Raw genomic sequence first — 19,633 nt, forward strand, 5'->3', positions numbered from 1 at the left:
AGACCGTAAGCTACACGATTTCTATAACCAACACCACTGGTAATTTAACATATAGCTTCCCAGATATGGAGGAAGCTAGCACAGAATCAGAGACGGAGAGCGCCACAAGTAACTAGCGCCGGCAAGCACACGGGGCGAGAAACCCCCGAAGAGCTGGCAAGCACACGGGGCGAGAACCCCCCGAAGGGCCGGCAAGCGCGCGGGGCGAGAAACCCCCGAAGGGCCGGCGCAAGAGAGTTGGCGTAGGCCTTGAAAGGCAAGCCGCCGGCCCACAAATCGCCGGCCATATATTCGTCGCTGACAGATTTTGTCCATCCGCAATTGTAAAGAATGGACATAGATTTTTGGAGGAATTTAAAAATGAGTAAGTTAAGTGTACCTTTTTCACCACCAGATATAACTGATGCTGAAATCAATGCAGTAGTTGAAACATTAAAGTCAGGTTGGATTACAACAGGTCCTAAGACTAAGGAATTTGAGAAGAAAATCGCAGAATACGTAGGAGCAGCAAGAGCAGTCTGCCTTAATTCTGCCACAGCAGCTCTTGAACTTGGCCTTAGACTTTTTGAAATCGGTGAAGGTGACGAGGTCATCGTTCCTGCTTATACCTACACAGCTTCAGCAAGTGTTGTAGAACACGTAGGGGCTAAGCTTGTATTAGTAGATGTGGAAGCTGGAACTTTCCATTTTGATTATGATAAATTAGCAGAAGCTATTACAGATAAGACAAAGGCAATTATTCCAGTTGATTTCGCTGGAACAATGTCAGATTATGAGAAAATATTTGAAATCGTTGAGGCTAAGAAAAACATTTTCAAGCCATCATCAAGTTATCAGAAGGCTCTTGGAAGAATTCTAGTTCTTGCAGATTCAGCCCACGGCTTTGGTGCTGCAGCTAAGTTTAGAGGTAAGCTTGTAAAGAGCGGAAGTATTGCGGATTTAACTGCATTTTCCTTCCACGCAGTAAAGAACTTAACAACAGCAGAAGGTGGAGCACTTTCTTGGAATAGCATTCCAGGAATTGAGGATGAGGATACTTATAAGAAGTTACAGTTATTCTCACTTCATGGACAGAACAAGGACGCCCTTGCTAAGACTAAGGCAGGCGCATGGGAATATGACATCATTGGTACTTACTACAAGTGCAACATGACAGATATCATGGCAGCCATTGGTCTTGTGCAGTTTGAGAGATATCCAGAACTTCTAAAGAGAAGAAGAGATATGATCGAGACTTATAAGAAGGGCATTGAAAGTGAAAGAGTTCATATTTTAGAGCATTTTACTGAGGACTATCAATCAAGTGGTCACTTAATGATCGTTAGAGTGGACGGCTATAGCGTTGAGGAGAGAAATGCGCTTATTACTGCAATGGCAGAGGATGGCGTGTCAACTAATGTTCATTACAAGCCACTTCCAATGCACACAGCATACAAGAAGTTAGGTTTTGACATTAAGGATTACCCTAATAGTTTTGATATGTATAAGAATGAGATTACATTGCCACTTCATACAAAGTTATCTGATGAAGATTTGGCTTATGTTATCGAGACATTCAACAAATACGTTTAAGGAGTAATGAAAATGATACTTAGACCATGGACCAAACTTCCTAACAAAATGAGAACAAAAGAGGTTTACAAATATTACGTAATCCTTGAAAAGCGCAAAACATGGCTAGTTTTTAAAAGACTAATAGATATTGTTATCTCATTTATTATGTTAGTGGTGCTTATAATTCCAATGGCATTTATAGCAGTTGCAATCAAGCTTGATTCTCGCGGCCCTGTCTTTTTTTTACAAGAAAGAGTGACACAGTACGGCAGAATATTTAAGATTTTCAAATTCAGAACTATGGTTGTAAATGCAAGCGAGCTAGGTTCTGCAGTTACTGTAGACAACGACAATAGAATTACTAAGGTGGGTAAATTCCTTAGAAAGTATAGAATGGACGAGTTTCCACAGGTTTTTAACATTCTTGCCGGAGACATGACTCTCATTGGCACAAGACCTGAGGTTGCTAAGTACGTCAAGAGATACACTCCTGAGATGTATGCCACACTTTTATTGCCAGCAGGCCTTACAAGCAGAACAAGCATTGCTTATAAGGACGAAGACAAGATCCTTGGCGAGGTTGCGCCAGACGAGGTAGATGATGTTTATGTAAATGAAGTGCTACCCGCTAAGATGAAATATAACCTAGAGTCAATTAAAAAATTTGGCTTCTTCCAGGAAATGTCTGTGTTGTGGGACACATTTGTTTCAGTGGTAGGAAGCGAGAAACTAACCGTACATAAGTAGAGTTTCGGGTTGCAAGCCCCGAGAGGAAATCTTTATGGGGGGTCGCAAGCCCCGAGAGGAAATCTTTATGGGGGGCGCAAGTCCCAAGATGAAATCAGCGTGTGGGCTTAAAGCCACGGTTAGCGAGAGGATAATAACGTGTATATCAGTTTATGTGTTATAGCTTATAACGAAGAAGATTATATAAATTCAATACTAGAAGATATAAAGCAGCAAGATTACAATCATCAGGATATGGAGCTGCTTTTGGTGGATTCGGCATCAACAGATAAGACTAGAGAACTTATGCAGGATTTTTTGAATAAAAACGACACTGAGTTTCGAAAGCTAAGTTTGCTAGATAATCCTAAGAGGACCCTTCCTTGCGGTTGGAATGTGGCTCTAAAGGCCTATGAGGGCGAGGCTATCTTAAAGGTAGACGCCCATGCAACAATTCCTAAGGATTTTGTTAGTAAAAATGTAGCGCTACTAAAAGCAGGTGAGGATGTTTGCGGCGGCAGACGACCTACAATTATTAAGGATGGAACAAACTGGCAGGACACACTTTTACTAGCAGAGAATTCTATGTTTGGTTCAAGCATTGCTTCCTTTAGAAACAATCCGGGAAAGACTTATGTTAAGTCAATTTTCCACGGCGCCTATAAAAGAGAAGTCTTTGATAAGATTGGCGGTTTTAATGAAAATTTAACAAGAACAGAAGATAACGAAATCCATTACAGAATCAGAAAGGCAGGCTTTAAGATTGCCTTTGATCCTGAAATCGTAAGCTATCAGTATATTAGAAGTAGTTTACCAAAGATGCTTAAACAAAAGCACGCCAACGGATATTGGATTGGTAAGACCTTAAGAATTTGTCCGGGATGCTTATCAATTTATCACTTCGTGCCTTTTGCTTTTGTCATGGCCATTCTAGTTTCTAGTTTGCTATGCATTTTCACAAAGCTAAGTATAATCTATATGTTGACAGGCCTTATGTGGGGTGCATATATTGCCCTATCCGTGCTAATGGCAGTAATGGCAGTAGTTGGAGCGGATAAAAAAAGCAGACACTTTTCGGCAATACTATTGCCAGTTTTGTTTTTCCTATTGCATGTATCCTATGGTTTAGGAACTTTGAAGTCAATTTTTAAATAATTATTGATGAAAATGTATCTTTAATTGACAAGTTAAGGCAAAGGGAGTATACATAATAGGTTGACATAAAGGGAAAGGTTAGTATTTATATACATTAATTGATGTGCCAAGGCACTAAAAAAAGAGGTAAGATATGGATGAGAGAAAAAAAGATAGGATGCAACTTCTAGTAAGAAGATTCTTCCTTATAATAGTTGATGCGATAATTCTTAATGCATCAGTAGCGTTAGCACTTGTTATGCGTTTTAATATCAGCATTGCAGCTATTGAGCCACAGTATGTACATTCATTTTTAGTGAATATCATACCATACACATTGGTGTCTCTTGTGATTTTTTGGGCTTTCAAGCTTTACCATTCACTATGGCAGTATGCCAGTATTGCAGAGGTTTACAAGATCGTTGAGGCCTGTTTTGTAGTTGAAGTGGCCCACGTTACATTTACATTATTAACAGATACAATGCTTCCACGAAGCGTCTACTTTAACACTTTAGTTTTCCTTATTGTGGCTGAGTCAGCAAGTAGATTCATGTATCGTATGATAAGAACTGTATTAAACAGAAAGCGCCAGATCGGTGAGTATACAAGAATCATGTTAATTGGTGCAGGGGAGTCTGCAAATGTAATTATTCGTGAAATTCAGAATTCAAGATACCTTGCAAATTCAGAAGTTGTCTGTATTATTGATGACGATAAGAATAAGATTGGAAAATATATCAGAGGAATTAAGATTGTTGGTGGACGAGAGAAGATTATTGACAGCGCAAGACTTTACGGCGTTGACGAAATCATTTTCGCAATCCCAAGTGCAACTGCAGAACAGAAGAAGCAGATTCTTAATATTTGTAAGAATACAGACTGTTCACTTAAGACATTACCTGGCGTTTACCAGATGGTGGATGGGGAATTTAACATCAATTCCATTAGAAATGTAGACGTGTTGGATTTACTTGGTCGTGAGCCTATTAATGTTGATATTGAGTCTATTATGGGCTATGTTAGCGACAAGGTAATTATGGTTACAGGCGGTGGCGGTTCCATTGGTTCCGAGCTTTGTAGACAGCTTGTAAGCCATGATCCTAAGAAGCTTATTATTTTTGATATTTACGAGAATAATGCTTACGACATTCAGCAGGAATTAAAGCAAAACTATCCAGATGCAGATGTGGAAGTTTTAATTGGTTCAGTTAGAAATACAAGTAGACTTGAAGAAGTCTTTAAAAAATATAGACCAGAAATCATCTATCATGCAGCCGCTCACAAGCATGTGCCTCTTATGGAGGACAGCCCTAACGAGGCCGTTAAGAATAATGTTGTTGGTACATGGAAGTTAGCTCAGATGGCGGATAAGTACGGGGTTAAGAGATTTGTAATGATTAGTACAGATAAGGCGGTTAATCCAACTAATGTTATGGGTGCAACTAAGCGTATCTGTGAAATGATTGTTCAGGCATATAATGAAATCTCTAAGACAGAGTTTGTGGCTGTGCGTTTTGGTAACGTGCTTGGTAGTAACGGTTCAGTTATTCCACTATTTAAGCGTCAGATTGAACATGGTGGCCCAGTAACAGTAACACATCCGGAAATCATTAGATATTTCATGACAATACCTGAGGCAGTTTCCTTAGTTTTACAGGCGGGAGCTTACGCTAGAGGCGGCGAAATATTTGTACTTGATATGGGAGAACCAGTTAAGATTGATGACTTAGCTAAGAACCTTATTAGACTTTCTGGTTACACACTTGGTGTTAACATGGAAATTAAGTATACAGGCCTCCGTCCAGGAGAGAAGTTATATGAAGAGCTTCTTATGAAGGAAGAAGGTATGCAGGATACTGATAATAAGTTGATTCATATCGGTAAGCCAATCGAATTTGATAAGGAACACCTCTTTGAAAATCTTGAGAGATTAAAGGAGGCTTCTTATTCAGAAACAGAGGATATTAGAAGCTTGATTAAGGAAGTAGTTCCAACATATCATCCTAATGAACATTAAAAGAAAGCTCTAAAAGTTAGAAATAAATCTAGCTTTTAGAGCTTTTTATTTATATAATAAAAATGTTGCAACAAATTAAAAATTAGAGGTAATTAATGGAAGAGAAATTTTTAGAGTTAAATGCAAAAGATCTTGAGTTAGTGAAGCAGCTAAGGATAAATAAATTAACAATAGTATTATTTGCGCTTGTCCCTTTTTTACAAGTAGTTCCAAGCGTTATATATTTTACATCTTACAAACAATATATAAGTTCTGTGCTGTTTATTGTAGGTGCATTTTTAGTATCAATTATTATGTATAAAGTCTTATTAATAGTTTTAGAGAATAAAAACAATTATTTTCTTAAGTTAAGTTTAGTATCAATATTGTTATTATTGATTGATCAAATACAAAAAGCATTGCTATTAATATCAAATATTAATTTGAGGATTATTGGTGATTATTTTCAGATTAAGCAAATTCGAAACTATAACCAGAATTCTATATTGAATTACTTAGATTTAGGTATAAGTAAAGAATATGCCATATTGCTAAAAATATGCGTTATAATACTACCAATAGTATTTTTTATAAAAACTAAAAATTCAAAGATGAAAATAGGACTTATGTTGTTAATCGTAGCTTCTGTAGCAAGTTTAGTTGATACAATATTACGAGGCTATGTATTAGACAGCATATACTATTTTAAGCTGTTTTGTTTAGATATAAAGGATTATTATATACAAACAGCAGTAGCAATAATAATAGCTGAATACTTTGAAGGGGAGATAAGAAAACAAAAAGATAGAAAGTAAAATGGAGTTAAAGTATGAAATATAAAAATATATATGAAGGCAAGTTTGTATCAAGACCTAATAGATTTATTGCAAATGTAGAGATTAACGGAAAAGTAGAAACTGTCCATGTGAAAAACACAGGCCGCTGTAAGGAATTACTAATCCCAGGAGCAACTGTTTACTTTGATAAGCCAGGAACAGCCGGAAGAAAAACAGAATATGATTTAGTCGCAGTGTATAAGCAGAATTTCGGACTTATTAATATAGATTCTCAGGCACCTAATAAGGTAGTTAAAGAATGGCTTGAAAAAAAGCAACTTGATTATGTAAAAGCTGAATATAGCTATGGAGATTCAAGAATTGATTTTTATATTGAAAATGCAGACAAGAAAATCCTAATGGAAGTAAAGGGTTGTACTTTAGAATATGATGGAATTGGTTATTTCCCTGATGCTCCAACAACTAGAGGAATTAAGCATTTACACGAATTAACTAAGGCAAGGGCCCTAGGCTATGAAGCAGCTATAGCCTTTGTAATTCAGATGGAGGGCATAAGAGAAGTTCGAGCTGAAAAAGAAATCCATCCGGACTTTTATGCGGCACTTGAAGAAGCCAAGGCAGCAGGTGTTAAGGTACTTTTCTTGACTTGTAAGGTGGAGAAGGATTCTTTGAGTATTGCTGAGGAAAATGGGGATTTGCTAGTATAGCTTCTAAAATTGAATTGTTGACCTAATGAAGAAAAAATTCCAATTACGTATTACAAAACTTGCTTTTTAGGAAAAGAGAATTAATCCTTATCTTAATTTTTTTCCGGAAAAGTATTAAAGTGCCTATTATTTCAACTTGTTTTCTTTGATATTGATGACCGAATGAAAGAAAAAGTGTCGATTAGGATTATCACTTAAAATATTAGAATTTATCTGTTCCTCATTTCTTGACCTTTTAAGGAAAAAAATACCGATTAGGATTAAATCCCCCGCTTCACCTCCCGCAAGTCCCCAATTCCCGTCGAACAACACCTTAAAAACCGCCTGATTCATAGGCTCTTGCAATTACGTATGACGGTTCGTAGAATGCGCTGCAATTATAGTTATCAATAACTTTACATAGATCATTATTGTAGACTCTTATAATTCCATCGACATAGTTTTCTTTGCTAGTCATAGTATCTAGAATTAATCGTTTATATACACTTCCCATCTCTAATGCTGTTGGGATTATTCGCTGTATTTTTTCAGAAACATGCAATATATGACCTTGTGGAATGGACATGTTGTTTGATACAATTAACATATCAAATAGTTAAAGTATTTTTAAAAATAATCCGGATTATATTTTGAAAAATTAATAATGAAAGGCAGTATATATGAGACAAGAAAAAGAATTATTAGTTGAATTAAAAGAAGAAGAAATATTACAGCTTTAAGTTAATTATTAAGTAAGGAGAGTGCCACAAGTGGGTAAAAAAAGAATTACAAATATTTTAGTTGCAATAGGAGTTATTATTTGTGTTTTAATTGTATGCGCTGAGTCGGAAACTAAGCATATTTTAGTATTAGAAGGCGTCGTTATGGGAATGCATATCTCATATATTTTAGATATTATAATTGACTACAGAAAAGAAAAAAACATGGATAATTCGAATTGAATAGTTAGAAAAAATCTATTGTTTTATAGTTAGGGAGGATAGAATTATGAAGAAAACAAAAATATCATTATCAATTATCATGTTGTTAGCTGGCATATTTTTATTATTATCAGCTTTTACAGGAGTAAAATGTTTATCAATTATAGGATATACTTGTTTTATATTATATGGAATTTTAATGGTGTATTCTAATGTGAAAAATGCTTGATAATATGTGAAATAGTACGATTGGCGTTCCAGTAACCATTGTTACTGCCGTGTTATACATGCTTTATCATGATAATAAAGAATTAGGTTATGACAAGTTCTTCCTTGATGAATATCAGAAATTAAGGTTGAAGGTGTTTCAGAATTAAATATTAATCATTAATTGATATGTAATTTCACACACAAGCTATTGATGTGTTGTTTGATTTCTATAAGTGAGTTGGTAAAAAGGAGGATAGAATATCTATCCTCCCTTTGGTTTATGGTAACTATGAAGGAAGAAGGCATGCAGGATACTGATAACAAGTTAATTCACATTGGCAAGCCAATTGAGTTTGATAGAGAGCAACTTTTTAAAGATCTAGAAAGATTAAAAGAGGCATCTTATTCAGAAACTAACGACATTAGAAGTTTGATTAAGGAAGTGGTTCCAACATATCATCCAAAAGAATTTTAAAATAAAATAATCCCTCCAAATTCTGTATGACATAAGGTCAGGTGGCAGAATTTGGAGGATTTTTGTTAGTGTGATAAGAAAAGTGTTAATTTTTTATAAAAATTATAAAATAAATTATATAACCAACTATTTTCCTTGCATATTATTAACAAAAGAGTTATAACCATATTAGACATTTGAAATCCGAATTTTACAAATGAAAACTAGCTAAAAAAGGAGACTTGAATATGGACGAAAAAGTAAAAGAAGCACAAGTGTGGTTAAACAAAACTTATGGTAGTAGAGAAGGATTTGTTAAAGTAGAGGAAAATGGACGTACTGGTAATGCAGTTATGAATGCCTTGGTTCGTGCTCTGCAGATTGAATTACATATGAGTAACATAACAGGTTACTTCGGGGAAGAAACAGCTAAAAATTACAATAGTAAAGCCATAAAAAAGGGAGATAGAGATAGTGACAACAATTTTGTAAAAATTTTACAATATGGTCTTTTTTGTAAGGGTTATAATCCTAGTGCTGTCACAGGATTTTTTGGCGATGGTACCATGGAGGCTGTTACAAAGGTGCAGCTTGATGCTGGATTTAGTGAAGATTATATAACTGAAAGATTGTCAGCTAAGGTATTTAAAGAGATATTATGTTCTGATGCACTAGTATTGGTGCCAGGTGGAGATAGTAAAATTAGACTTATTCAACAGTATCTTAATAGATATTATGGTGGTTATTTTGATATAATACCATGTGATGGTAAGTACAACGCCAACACGAATAAAGCATTAATATATGCCTTCCAGATATCGGCAGGTATGGATGCTTACACGGCTAACGGAAATTTTGGCCCAGCAACACAGGAACTAGCAAAGCAGAATACCCTTACAGTAGGAACAGGTAAAGGGAAGCTTGTAAAACTTGCTAAGTTTGGCTTATACATTAATGGTGTAAGAAAATTCAAAGAAAATTCCTTTGATTGCAGTGATGGTAATAATTTTACTGAAACTTTTGATGAGAGAATGGAAAATGCAGTAAAAGAGTTTCAGAAATTTACGGGCATGTTAAATATAGATGGTGTGGTAGATATCAAGGTTTGGATGTCACTTTTTGTAAGTACAGGATATCCTAAAAGAGATGTGCTTGCTTGTGATGCATCAACACAGATTACGGAAACTAAGGCAAAGAGAATTTATGCCAATGATTTTAGAATAATTGGTAGATATCTCACAGGTTGTACAGCTAATGGCCCTAAGAATCTAACAAGAGAAGAATTGTCTATTTTATTCAATCAAGGACTATCGGTATTTGCTATTTATCAGGATGAAAAGGAGTACTACAATAGTCATCCTGATGAAGAAACAACGGTACATTATTACAATTATGATCAGGGTTATTCTGATGCTAAGAAAGCTGTAGAGGCTGCCGAAGACTTAGGTATTCCTTATGGGGAACCTATATTTTTTGCAGTTGATTATGACTTTAATGATGATCAGACAACAGATATGATAATTCCGCATTTTCAGGGAATTTCTAAGTACATAAGGGACAATGGTCATAAATATACAATTGGATGTTATGGCCCACGTAACATATGCACTCGTATTGGCAACTATGGTTATGCCAAGTATAGTTTTGTAAGTGATATGTCCACAGGATATAGTGGCAATAAAGGCTTTATCTTACCTGATAATTGGGTGTTTGATCAGATACGTGAGTATACGCAAGGTTCGGCTGATGGAGCATTTGCTCTTGATTGTGTAGCAACTTCAGGAAAATATAATGGCTTTAATCATATAATTGATAGACCAGAACAGCAGATTAAACCAAGCAGCAGAGATGTGGCTAATGGATTCTGTGTAGATACGTTAAAGTTACTAGGTATTGATGTAGATGTTGTTAAGTTCAATGCTGAAACAGAGGTTAGCTTACCTGGTGTAACTGTTAAATATAAGGCTACACAGGGAGAAAGCATATCAATTGGTGATGGCTTTACAAGAGCTAAGTTTGATATCGTGGATGGTAAGATTAAAGATAAAGTTTATGTTGCAGTTAGTGAAGCTTTTAAAGAAGCAAAGTTGGAAGACTCATTAACTTTTGATACGGATGCAGTCTTTGATTTTCAGCTGAAAGCTCAGTTTATGGTAAATAATGGGTATATGGAGATAGGAACTTCAGTTAATGAAGATGGACTGCTTAAACAGTACATACTTTTTCATAAGGATATGTCGATATCTGAGGAATTAAATGAGTTCGTAGAGATAAGCCTTGAATTTATATTTGAAAATAAGTTGAGTAAAGAAGATGTTGAAGATTACAAAAAACAAGTAGAAAAAATAAAGAATAATAGACGAAAAGAAGAAGTTGAAGCAATCATATGTTTATCATTTTATTATAGTGTTTTTTCAGTGATTAATTCAGTAAAAAGCTTTATAAGTGAACATTATATACTTGCGATAGTAATAGTTATATTATTTCTCATTGTGGCTAAATATCCTCAAGGGATAATATTGATAATATAAGTACGAGGTGGGAATATGCGTATAGAATTTAGAGTGGATGCTGAATATTTAAAAAGAAGAAGCCGAAAATTGCAAAGAAAATCACTTGAACAAATAAGAATGTGTTATATTTTGTCAGCAGCTTTATGTAAAATATTTGTGGTATTAGATTTTTTAATTGTTCTTTATGGATTAATGGTGTTAATGCCATGGAATATATATGGGTATACTTTTTCAATAAAAGTTTTTCTGATGAACGCGGTATATACATTAGCATTTGGTTTGATAGCATGGTGGGCAAGGATGTCATATGAAGGAAATCCAACGATTTTTTTTGCAAAAATTATTACTTGCATTGTTTATCATGCTAAATTTAAAGATATAGAAAATGAACATATGATAGTTCAATTTAATACTGATGTTCTTGAAGTGTCGTATTTTGCTAAGCATAGAAAGATCAAGTATTGTGATTTGAGTAAAGTGATTATTTCTGATGAGTATATTATTATTAGGAACTGTTATATTGATAAAGAGTATGTATCTGATGAAGAATTTAACGAAATTAATAAAATTATTTTAGAAAAAGTTCCTAAATCTAGTATAAATAATATTGCTCATGATGTTTATTTTCCTAATGTTAAGCTTTTGATTAAAGAAGATTTAGGTTATATTAGTCGTGGACTAAAAATAAAAAATAAAAGAAAAAGCGTTAATTGGGTACAGTTAAGAATGAATTATTTATCATCATTGAAAAAAATCAATAATGCTTATCGGGTTATAAATTTTTATAATGATAGGATAATATCAATATATTTGCATAGACGTTATGAGTTGGAATATGAGTCAGTAAAAAAAGTTGTATTAGCAGAAGAATATATGTTGGTAGATAATGTATATATAGAACGTTTATCAATATCAGATAATGAATATAATGCTATTAGAACAATTTTATTGAGTAGAATACCTAGAGATAAAATTACAGATTATATTTTAACGTATAACTGTTAGCGATAAAAAATGTGAGAGATTATAAGCGAAAAAAGTATAAAAAAGTTAAAAAGCTAGTTATCGGGGATAATTATATCTTCGTAGGGAGACTATATATTGAGAAAGCTGGAATTAGCCACGCAGATTTTGAACGTATCGTAAAGATATTAAAAAACAATGTAAAACCTGAGAAAATAATTGAAAAAAGACGACAATACCCGATAGATCTTTTTAAGAAAGCATAATTTTTGCAGAAAAGGAATATGTTGAATTAGGTCTTGAGTTTGAATTTGATGATAGGCTAAGCGAAGCAGAAGTGCAAAAATATAGGAAAATTGAGGAAATAATCGCAACGCAAGAGCAAACGGAGGAAACAATTAAGATGTTTGTGGCTAGTACAGTTATGTGTATTAGTAATGTATTTAACACTGTAGAAAAAGCTGTAAATGAGGCTGGTAAAGTGGTGAAAAAATATCATTTAGCAAATTATTTAATTCTGCTAATAGTAGTGCTAATAATTGCATTTGCTGGAACTCCAGCAGTTGCTGCATTAACTGCATTATTAATTGAGGTGAAATAAAGTGGAATTTAAATTTAAAACAGATAATGAATATTGGAAAAGAAGATTTAATATTATCAATCGCGAAAGTGCGATGATAAAGAGGTTTTTATTAGTAATTATTGCCTTATATTTAGTTGCATACATGTTAACTTTTTTTATAGCAATATTAAAATTGGAAGATGCAATTTTAGGCGAATCACAAAATATGAAAATTATACTTGGAAAACTATTATTATTAGTAGTATTCACATTTTTGGCTATATTTATAACACAAAAATTATTGAAATGTGGAAAAAGATTTAAATTTATAGGGTTGACGAAGCATTTGATGTTGTTACGTTATGGAATAAGTCTAAAGACTATGAATCAATCATATTGTGTTATTACTTTTTCGGATAATAAATTGACTGCTAATTTTTTCAATAAGTGTGTTGAAAAACAATATGATGACATAAAAAAATGTGTTATGGCACATGAGTATATTGTTATCGATGATATATTTATTGATGAGCAATCTTTGATTGATGGAAGTTATGAGCAACTTCAGAATATAGTTGTCTCTAAAATAGAAAGAAAGAGAATATTTAGTAATTTTAATATTTAGTTAAATTGTAAAAATAGAGGAAGCAAGCTTCTAATATAATATTTTATCGTGTGCATATTAATATAAGAACCCCATCCAATTATGCTAGACATAATTGGATGGGGTTCTTGTATGTAATCTTAATTAGAATTTAAATGTATTCTCAAGTGTTTCCCACTTCTGATCCTTATCAGATAAGTTAAGTGGTGTACCATCAGTAAGTGTGTAGCCTGTAGCTTCGCAGTTACCCTTGTATTCGCCAACAAGTTCTGGCCACTCAATGCCAATCGCTGGATCGTTCCAAGCAAGACCGCCCTCATCACCTGGATGATAGAAGTCAGTTACCTTATAGCAGAATTCTGCTACATCTGAAAGTACAAGGAAACCATGAGCAAATCCTTCTGAAATGTAGAACTGCTTCTTATTTTCCTCTGTAAGTTCAACACCATACCACTTACCGTATGTCTTGCTATCCTTACGAAGATCAACAGCAACGTCAAATACGCTACCCTTAATTACTCTAACAAGCTTTCCCTGTGGGAATTCCTTCTGGAAGTGAAGACCACGAAGAACACCCTTTGAAGAGCATGACTGATTGTCCTGAACGAAAACCATATCAAGACCTTCTTCGTGCATATCGTTCTGATTGTATGTTTCCATGAAATAACCACGGTTGTCACCATGAACTGCTGGTGTGATTACGTGAAGACCTTCAATGCCACCAACATTTTTCTCTACCTTAATCTGTCCCATTGTCTTACCTCTTTCTTAAATTTATTTTTGAAATCTTATAACTGATCCTTAATCTCAGTTAAATATCTATGAACTGCATCCTGCCATGTAGGAAGTGGAGTAAAGCCAGCCTTAACAAGCTTAGACTTATCAAGTCTTGAGTTGAAAGGACGAGCAGCCTTGCTTAAACCATATTCTGCAGTTGTAACTGGATTAACTTCAACAGTTCTATCTACATAACCTTCAATGCCAAGTTCCTTAGCCTGCTTGTAGATTTCACATGTGAAGTCATACCATGAAATATATCCACCTTCGTTAGTTGCATGGTAGTAACCGTATTTGTCAGTTTCAACCATATCAACAAGGAGTCTTGATAAATCAAGTGTGTAAGTTGGAGTACCAATCTGATCTGCAACAACGCGAACAGAGTCATGTGTTTTACCAACATTTACCATAGTCTTAATAAAGTTCTTACCGTTAAGACCGAAAACCCAAGCGATACGTACAATAAAGTACTTATCAAGAGTTTCAGATACTGCAAGTTCGCCACCAAGCTTAGTTTCACCGTAAACATTAAGTGGAGCATAATCCTTGCAATCAGCCTCCCAAGGAGTTTCACCCTGACCATTAAATACATAGTCTGTACTGATGTAAACCATCTTAGCATCAAGAGCCTTAGCGCAGTTAGCAATATTCTTAGTACCATCTACGTTAATAGCCTTAACTTTAGCCTGCTTATCTTCATCTTCTGCAAGGTCAACAGCTGTCCAAGCAGCACAGTGAATAATAACATCAGGCTTAACTTCATTAAGAGTCTTAGATACAGCATCTGCATCTGTTATATCAAGAGGGCAGTAGCTTGCAGTAGTTACATAAGAACCATCTGCAATACCTGAATATTCAGGAGCGATATCACTACCGATACCTTCGTAGCCCCTCTTAGCTAATTCGTTCATAACGTCGTGGCCTAACTGACCGCCAACACCTGTAACAAAAATCTTCATCTATTAGCTTCCTTTCAGTCGTTAATATTGTTAAAGCCCGGACTCTATTGCTAGAGCCAGGCTATTATTTTTATGAAAATGTAAAAGTCAACGCGACTAATTATCTGTTAGCATACATTTTCTCATAGTAGTTCTGATATTCACCAGAAATGATAGTTTCCCACCATTCCTTGTTATCTAAGTACCACTTAATTGTCTTCTTGATACCATCTTCAAACTTAGTTTCTGGTAACCAGCCAAGTTCGTTGTGGATCTTAGTAGGGTCGATAGCGTAACGCATATCATGTCCCTTTCTATCTGTAACATGTGTAATAAGGCTTTCTGGCTTACCAAGTTCCTTACAAATAATCTTAACGATATCGATGTTCTTCATTTCGTTGTGGCCACCAACGTTGTAAACTTCACCAACGCGACCTTCATGAATAATAAGGTCGATAGCGCGGCAGTGATCTTCAACATATAACCAGTCACGAACGTTAAGACCTTCACCATAAACTGGAAGTGGCTTATCATTTAATGCGTTAGCAATCATAAGAGGGATAAGCTTCTCTGGGAAGTGGTATGGTCCGTAGTTGTTAGAACATCTTGAAATAGATACAGGAAGTCCATATGTTCTGTGGTAAGCAAGTACAAGTAAATCTGCAGCTGCCTTAGATGATGAATATGGGCTTGATGTATGAATTGGAGTTTCTTCTGTGAAGAATAGGTCAGGTCTATCAAGTGGAAGATCACCATAAACTTCATCAGTAGAAACCTGATGATATCTCTTAATACCGTACTTTCTACAAGCATCCATAAGAACTGCAGTACCCTTAATGTTAGTATCAAGGAATACTTCTGGGTTCTCGATAGAACGGTCAACGTGAGATTCAGCAGCAAAGTTAACAACCATATCTGGATGTTCTTCTTCAAAAAGCTTATAAACAGCTTCTCTATCTGTAATTGATTCCTTTACGAATCTGAAGTTTGGGTTGTCCATAACTGGAGCAAGTGTAGATAAGTTACCAGCGTATGTTAAGCAATCTAAACATACGATTCTGTAATCTGGGTACTTATTTAACATATGAAAAACGAAATTAGAACCGATAAAACCGGCACCACCTGTAACGATAATTGTCATGAGTTTTCTCCTTTAAAAATAATTATCACGCGCCAAGGGCGCATTCATCTATCTTAACTGGTCGAGGTACTTGCCGTCTAAGACGTCCTTTAAGTACTGACCGTACTGATTCTTCTTTAATACTTCGTAAACTTCTAATACATCATCCTTAGAAATCCAACCATTTAAGTAAGCGATTTCTTCAAGACAAGCAATCTTACGATGCTGATGTGTTTCGATAGTCTTTACGAAATTAGTAGCATCTACTAAAGATTCATGTGTACCTGTATCAAGCCATGTGAAGCCCTGTCCTAAGAGCTCAACATTTAAGCTTTCATTTTCAAGATAAATTCTATTTAAATCTGTGATTTCAAGTTCGCCTCTTGCTGATGGCTTAAGGTTCTTAGCGTATTCTACAACCTTGTTGTCATAGAAATATAAACCTGTTACACAGTAATTTGACTTTGGCTTAGCTGGCTTTTCTTCGATTGAAATAGCCTTACCCTCGTTGTTAAATTCAACAATACCAAAACGTTCTGGATCATCAACATAGTAACCAAATACTGTTGCACCCTTACCTTCTTCAGCGTTCTTTACAGCAGCGCTAAGTCTCTTCTTAAGACCATGTCCTGCGAAAATGTTATCTCCAAGAACCATTGCAACAGTATCATCTCCGATGAATTCCTCACCGATAATGAAAGCCTGAGCAAGTCCGTCTGGACTTTCCTGAACAGCGTAAGAAAGTTTAACACCAAACTGATGTCCGTCGCCTAAGAGCTCCTTAAATCTAGGAGTATCCTGTGGTGTAGAAATAATAAGAATGTCTCTAATACCAGCGTTCATAAGAACTGACATTGGGTAGTAGATCATTGGCTTATCATAAATTGGTAGTAACTGCTTTGAAGTTACCATTGTTAGTGGGTAAAGACGTGTGCCTGAACCACCTGCTAAAATAATACCTTTCATAATTCCTCCATACTGTAATTGCCTTGGCAATTAACATAACTTGTTGTAAGTAAATAACTTTATCAATACTTACATAACATTTATTAAGAATCGATTGTATTATACAGGGTGACGTAACGTAACCGTCAAGGCTTTTTCTGTATTAAATTTAGTACAGAAAGAGACATGTCTTAAAAATTCCAACAAAACTGCCTACTTTGTGCATATGAAAATTCCAGATTCCTTGGTAATTTTAAAGCCTGTTCCCATTTTACTTGTGACAAAGGCCTTGAAATCAGAATACTTATCAAGGAGATATTCATTTTGATTTCCATGACAAGACAAGATGTATTCAATAAGTGGTTCTACGCTGTCAACAAGAAGATAATCATCGTATAGTTTCTTTTCAATATTATTTTTTTTGAAAAAATGAGATAAAATCTCTTTTCCGTTATCAAGCCCGAAATTCTCATAAAGCTTGTCAGAGCTTAGCCTTATTCTATTATCAAAGCTAGTTACTAAATCAGAAATCTCTTTCATATGATTAGAACCATAAGTACTACAAATTAGCTTTCCACCTGGTTTGAGAATTCGATATATTTCAGCAAGTGCGTTTTTTTTCTTGGCCTTTAAATCAAGATAGAATAGCATATGGTTAGCGATGCACAAATCAAAGCTATTATCTTCAAATGGAATATTTGTGGCGTCGATTTTTTTAAAATGCATTGAAGCAGAAAGGGTTTTCATATTTCTTTTAGCATCACGAAGCATACCATTTGAAAGGTCTGAAATTGTAATATCGGCACCAGCGGGTATCTTAGTTGTGTTGCTTGTCCAAAGAGATCCATTTCCGCAACCAAGTTCAAGTACCTTCATATCTGACTTTATATGACATTGCTTGTATATCCATGGAAACCAACCTTCTTTATTATTCGAATACAGATTGTGTAACTTAATTCTTGCAGAAATGTTACTGGCATTAATATATTGAGATTTTAAGCTTGATTCCATGTTTGTCAAATGAATAAGATTTAGCATGTGATCCCAGTTAACTTCGCCCCTAGAACGTATGGCAGCAGATGTTTCCTTAATGGCACCGGCAACAAGTTGCATTTGGGCAAGTTTATCTTCAATTAGTCGGCTCTGTAATTCTAGGGAATTAAGAAGAATGTGATAGTCGCTATCTCCGATAGTCATATTTTTAATCTCATCCAAGGAAAAGCCAAGGTATTTTAAAAGTATAATTTGCTGTAATCTTGCAAAATCGGCATCTGTGTAAAGCCTCGATCCATTTTCAATACGACTTGGTTTTAATAATCCTTTCTGATCGTAGAAACGAATAGTTCTAGTTGAAACATTGGCCATTTTGGCGAATTGTCCTGATGTATAGTAATTTTTATCTTCCATAATTGTATCCTCATAAAGTTTTAAAAATTATATAAAAATATTGATTCTAGTCATTAGTTTTAGTATACTACAGTAGTAATATTTTTACAAAAATGTGAGTATAAAATGGAGGTAAATTTTAAATGAGGAAAAATTTTGAAAAAACGAGTTATAAATGGAGCCCAGATAGTGTTTAGGATGACAAGTAAAATAAAAAAAATTTTGGTTGTATTAACCTTGATGATGATAATAATAGTGTATTCTGTTGTTAAAGTAATACCTAAATTAGAAGAAATGAAAAGTGTTATAAAGGTGGAAAATACAACAGGTGAAACTAATATATATGAAGAGGATATTTATTTGCCACCTGACATATACACTTTTAATGTAGAGTTTTTTGATTTTGATATCAAATCAATTGAAATAGTAAATGAACTACCATATGAAATATTATATGATAATGTCTTAGGTGATGATGATAGAAATTATTTAAAAAATAATTATACAAAGTATGCGATTTTAGATTTATCACTGACATTTAATTATGATTACAACAAAGAATATATTTATAATGATTATGATTCGGATAAAGAATTGTATCTTAATTGTATATATCTTGAAGATGAGAATAAACATGAAGCTAAGATGGTTTATCCATATGAAAATTTAGGTAAGTCAGTATTTAAGTTTGATTTTGAGCAAGGAGAAACAAAAGAAGTAAGTCTTTATTATCCTATATCAGAAAATTTCGATAATTTATATTTAAGTATATCTATTTATGGATGGCAAAATATATTAGAAATTCCAGATGGAAGTGGTGGAATTATACGTGATGGTCTTGCAAAGGTAGATATTACTAATTTGATAAATAAATGATTATTAAGCAAAGTCATCAAAGTTATAAAAGCTTTGATGACTTTATTTGTAAAAATATAGTTTGTAGCTTTATAGGAGTATATATGAAAAATTTATATAGATTTGAGTTAAAAAGACTATTACATTCAATTGGATTTTGGGTTGCATTATGTACAGGAATGATAATATCAATTATAGATATAATATTTAATGGTATACCAATGAGTAAAAATGTAGTAGAACCTAGTGAAGCCCTAGAATATACTTTACTTTCACCGATTAAGGTATGTGAAAATTGGATGGGTGCAACATATTATTGGAATGGTAAAATACTGTTATTGATGTTACCATTGCTTGCAACAATGCCTTTTGCATATACATTTTACAAAGATAATGTAAATGGTGTCTATAATTCTATATGTACAAGAATATCGAAAAAATACTATAAAAGATGTAAGTTTGTAATTACATT

The 19,633-nt window shown here is 34.2% G+C and carries 21 protein-coding genes; 15 read left to right on the forward strand and 6 right to left on the reverse strand.

All coding sequences use genetic code 11. The features are described 5' to 3' along the window. The first annotated feature begins 360 nt into the window (after nt 1–360). From QVA17_RS10465 to sfsA, 6 genes are all read left to right on the forward strand, one after another. Nucleotides 361–1,572 (forward strand): DegT/DnrJ/EryC1/StrS family aminotransferase, encoded by a 1,212-nt coding sequence (locus tag QVA17_RS10465; protein WP_287388768.1) that lies wholly within the window; start codon nt 361–363, stop codon nt 1,570–1,572. Nucleotides 1,573–1,584: 12 nt separating this feature from the next. Next, nucleotides 1,585–2,301, forward strand: a complete 717-nt coding sequence (locus QVA17_RS10470) for a sugar transferase (protein ID WP_287388770.1) — start codon at nt 1,585–1,587, stop codon at nt 2,299–2,301. Between the two features lie 138 nt (nt 2,302–2,439). Then, nucleotides 2,440–3,435 carry a glycosyltransferase family 2 protein gene (locus QVA17_RS10475; protein ID WP_287388772.1) on the forward strand — a complete coding sequence of 332 codons (996 nt, stop codon included), beginning with the start codon at nt 2,440–2,442 and terminating at the stop codon, nt 3,433–3,435. Between the two features lie 133 nt (nt 3,436–3,568). Continuing rightward, nucleotides 3,569–5,431, forward strand: coding sequence for a polysaccharide biosynthesis protein (locus QVA17_RS10480; RefSeq protein ID WP_287388774.1), 1,863 nt, complete (start codon nt 3,569–3,571; stop codon nt 5,429–5,431). 95 nt (nt 5,432–5,526) lie between these two features. Continuing rightward, nucleotides 5,527–6,225, forward strand: coding sequence for a signal peptidase II (locus QVA17_RS10485; RefSeq protein WP_287388776.1), 699 nt, complete (start codon nt 5,527–5,529; stop codon nt 6,223–6,225). 14 nt (nt 6,226–6,239) lie between these two features. Continuing rightward, a complete protein-coding gene (gene sfsA, locus QVA17_RS10490) occupies nt 6,240–6,914 on the forward strand; it encodes a DNA/RNA nuclease SfsA (protein ID WP_287388778.1) in 675 nt (224 codons plus the stop codon). A gap of 313 nt (nt 6,915–7,227) precedes the next feature. On the opposite strand, the gene QVA17_RS10495 is transcribed toward sfsA, so the two are convergent. Beyond that, the gene (locus QVA17_RS10495) at nt 7,228–7,407 is read right to left on the reverse strand and encodes a hypothetical protein (protein ID WP_287388780.1); all 180 of its coding nucleotides are present in this window, start codon (nt 7,405–7,407) and stop codon (nt 7,228–7,230) included. 256 nt (nt 7,408–7,663) lie between these two features. Here QVA17_RS10495 and QVA17_RS10500 point away from each other — a divergent pair, with 256 nt between their 5' ends. The 7 genes from QVA17_RS10500 (at nt 7,664) to QVA17_RS10530 (ending at nt 13,161) form a co-directional block, all read left to right on the forward strand. Continuing rightward, nucleotides 7,664–7,855, forward strand: a complete 192-nt coding sequence (locus tag QVA17_RS10500) for a hypothetical protein (protein WP_287388782.1) — start codon at nt 7,664–7,666, stop codon at nt 7,853–7,855. A gap of 46 nt (nt 7,856–7,901) precedes the next feature. Beyond that, nucleotides 7,902–8,063 carry a hypothetical protein gene (locus QVA17_RS10505; protein WP_287388783.1) on the forward strand — a complete coding sequence of 54 codons (162 nt, stop codon included), beginning with the start codon at nt 7,902–7,904 and terminating at the stop codon, nt 8,061–8,063. Nucleotides 8,064–8,348: 285 nt separating this feature from the next. After that, nucleotides 8,349–8,519 (forward strand): hypothetical protein, encoded by a 171-nt coding sequence (locus QVA17_RS10510; RefSeq protein WP_287388785.1) that lies wholly within the window; start codon nt 8,349–8,351, stop codon nt 8,517–8,519. Between the two features lie 227 nt (nt 8,520–8,746). Beyond that, nucleotides 8,747–11,029 (forward strand): glycoside hydrolase domain-containing protein, encoded by a 2,283-nt coding sequence (locus tag QVA17_RS10515; protein WP_287388786.1) that lies wholly within the window; start codon nt 8,747–8,749, stop codon nt 11,027–11,029. Nucleotides 11,030–11,044: 15 nt separating this feature from the next. Further along, complete coding sequence (locus QVA17_RS10520) at nt 11,045–12,016, forward strand: hypothetical protein (protein WP_287388788.1); 972 nt, start codon at nt 11,045–11,047, stop codon at nt 12,014–12,016. A 361-nt stretch (nt 12,017–12,377) separates the two neighbouring features. Beyond that, a complete protein-coding gene (locus QVA17_RS10525; protein ID WP_287388789.1) occupies nt 12,378–12,575 on the forward strand; it encodes a hypothetical protein in 198 nt (65 codons plus the stop codon). Between the two features lies 1 nt (nt 12,576). Further along, nucleotides 12,577–13,161, forward strand: coding sequence for a hypothetical protein (locus tag QVA17_RS10530; RefSeq protein ID WP_027431479.1), 585 nt, complete (start codon nt 12,577–12,579; stop codon nt 13,159–13,161). Between the two features lie 123 nt (nt 13,162–13,284). Here the strand turns inward: QVA17_RS10530 and rfbC are convergent, their stop codons facing one another. The 5 genes from rfbC to QVA17_RS10555 all read right to left on the reverse strand — a co-directional run bounded on the left by rfbC (nt 13,285) and on the right by QVA17_RS10555 (nt 18,327). Beyond that, on the reverse strand, nt 13,285–13,893 hold the full coding sequence (gene rfbC, locus QVA17_RS10535; protein ID WP_287388791.1) for a dTDP-4-dehydrorhamnose 3,5-epimerase: 609 nt from the start codon (nt 13,891–13,893) through the stop codon (nt 13,285–13,287). 35 nt (nt 13,894–13,928) lie between these two features. Continuing rightward, nucleotides 13,929–14,876 carry a dTDP-4-dehydrorhamnose reductase gene (rfbD, locus tag QVA17_RS10540; RefSeq protein WP_287388793.1) on the reverse strand — a complete coding sequence of 316 codons (948 nt, stop codon included), beginning with the start codon at nt 14,874–14,876 and terminating at the stop codon, nt 13,929–13,931. Between the two features lie 100 nt (nt 14,877–14,976). Beyond that, nucleotides 14,977–15,996, reverse strand: a complete 1,020-nt coding sequence (gene rfbB, locus QVA17_RS10545; RefSeq protein ID WP_287388794.1) for a dTDP-glucose 4,6-dehydratase — start codon at nt 15,994–15,996, stop codon at nt 14,977–14,979. A 48-nt stretch (nt 15,997–16,044) separates the two neighbouring features. Then, nucleotides 16,045–16,941: a glucose-1-phosphate thymidylyltransferase RfbA gene (rfbA, locus tag QVA17_RS10550; protein ID WP_287388795.1), complete on the reverse strand. Its 897-nt coding sequence runs from the start codon at nt 16,939–16,941 to the stop codon at nt 16,045–16,047. 192 nt (nt 16,942–17,133) lie between these two features. Beyond that, nucleotides 17,134–18,327 (reverse strand): MerR family transcriptional regulator, encoded by a 1,194-nt coding sequence (locus tag QVA17_RS10555; RefSeq protein WP_287388797.1) that lies wholly within the window; start codon nt 18,325–18,327, stop codon nt 17,134–17,136. Nucleotides 18,328–18,462: 135 nt separating this feature from the next. Between QVA17_RS10555 and QVA17_RS10560 the strand changes: the two genes are divergently transcribed. Then, nucleotides 18,463–19,182 carry a hypothetical protein gene (locus QVA17_RS10560; protein WP_287388798.1) on the forward strand — a complete coding sequence of 240 codons (720 nt, stop codon included), beginning with the start codon at nt 18,463–18,465 and terminating at the stop codon, nt 19,180–19,182. Nucleotides 19,183–19,265: 83 nt separating this feature from the next. Beyond that, nucleotides 19,266–19,633, forward strand: a 368-nt coding sequence (locus QVA17_RS10565) for a hypothetical protein (RefSeq protein ID WP_330635195.1), incomplete at its 3' end; no start/stop codon positions are given.

The organism is Lachnospira sp. (assembly GCF_016290755.1).
GTDB classification, from domain to species: Bacteria; Bacillota; Clostridia; order Lachnospirales; family Lachnospiraceae; genus Lachnospira; species Lachnospira multipara.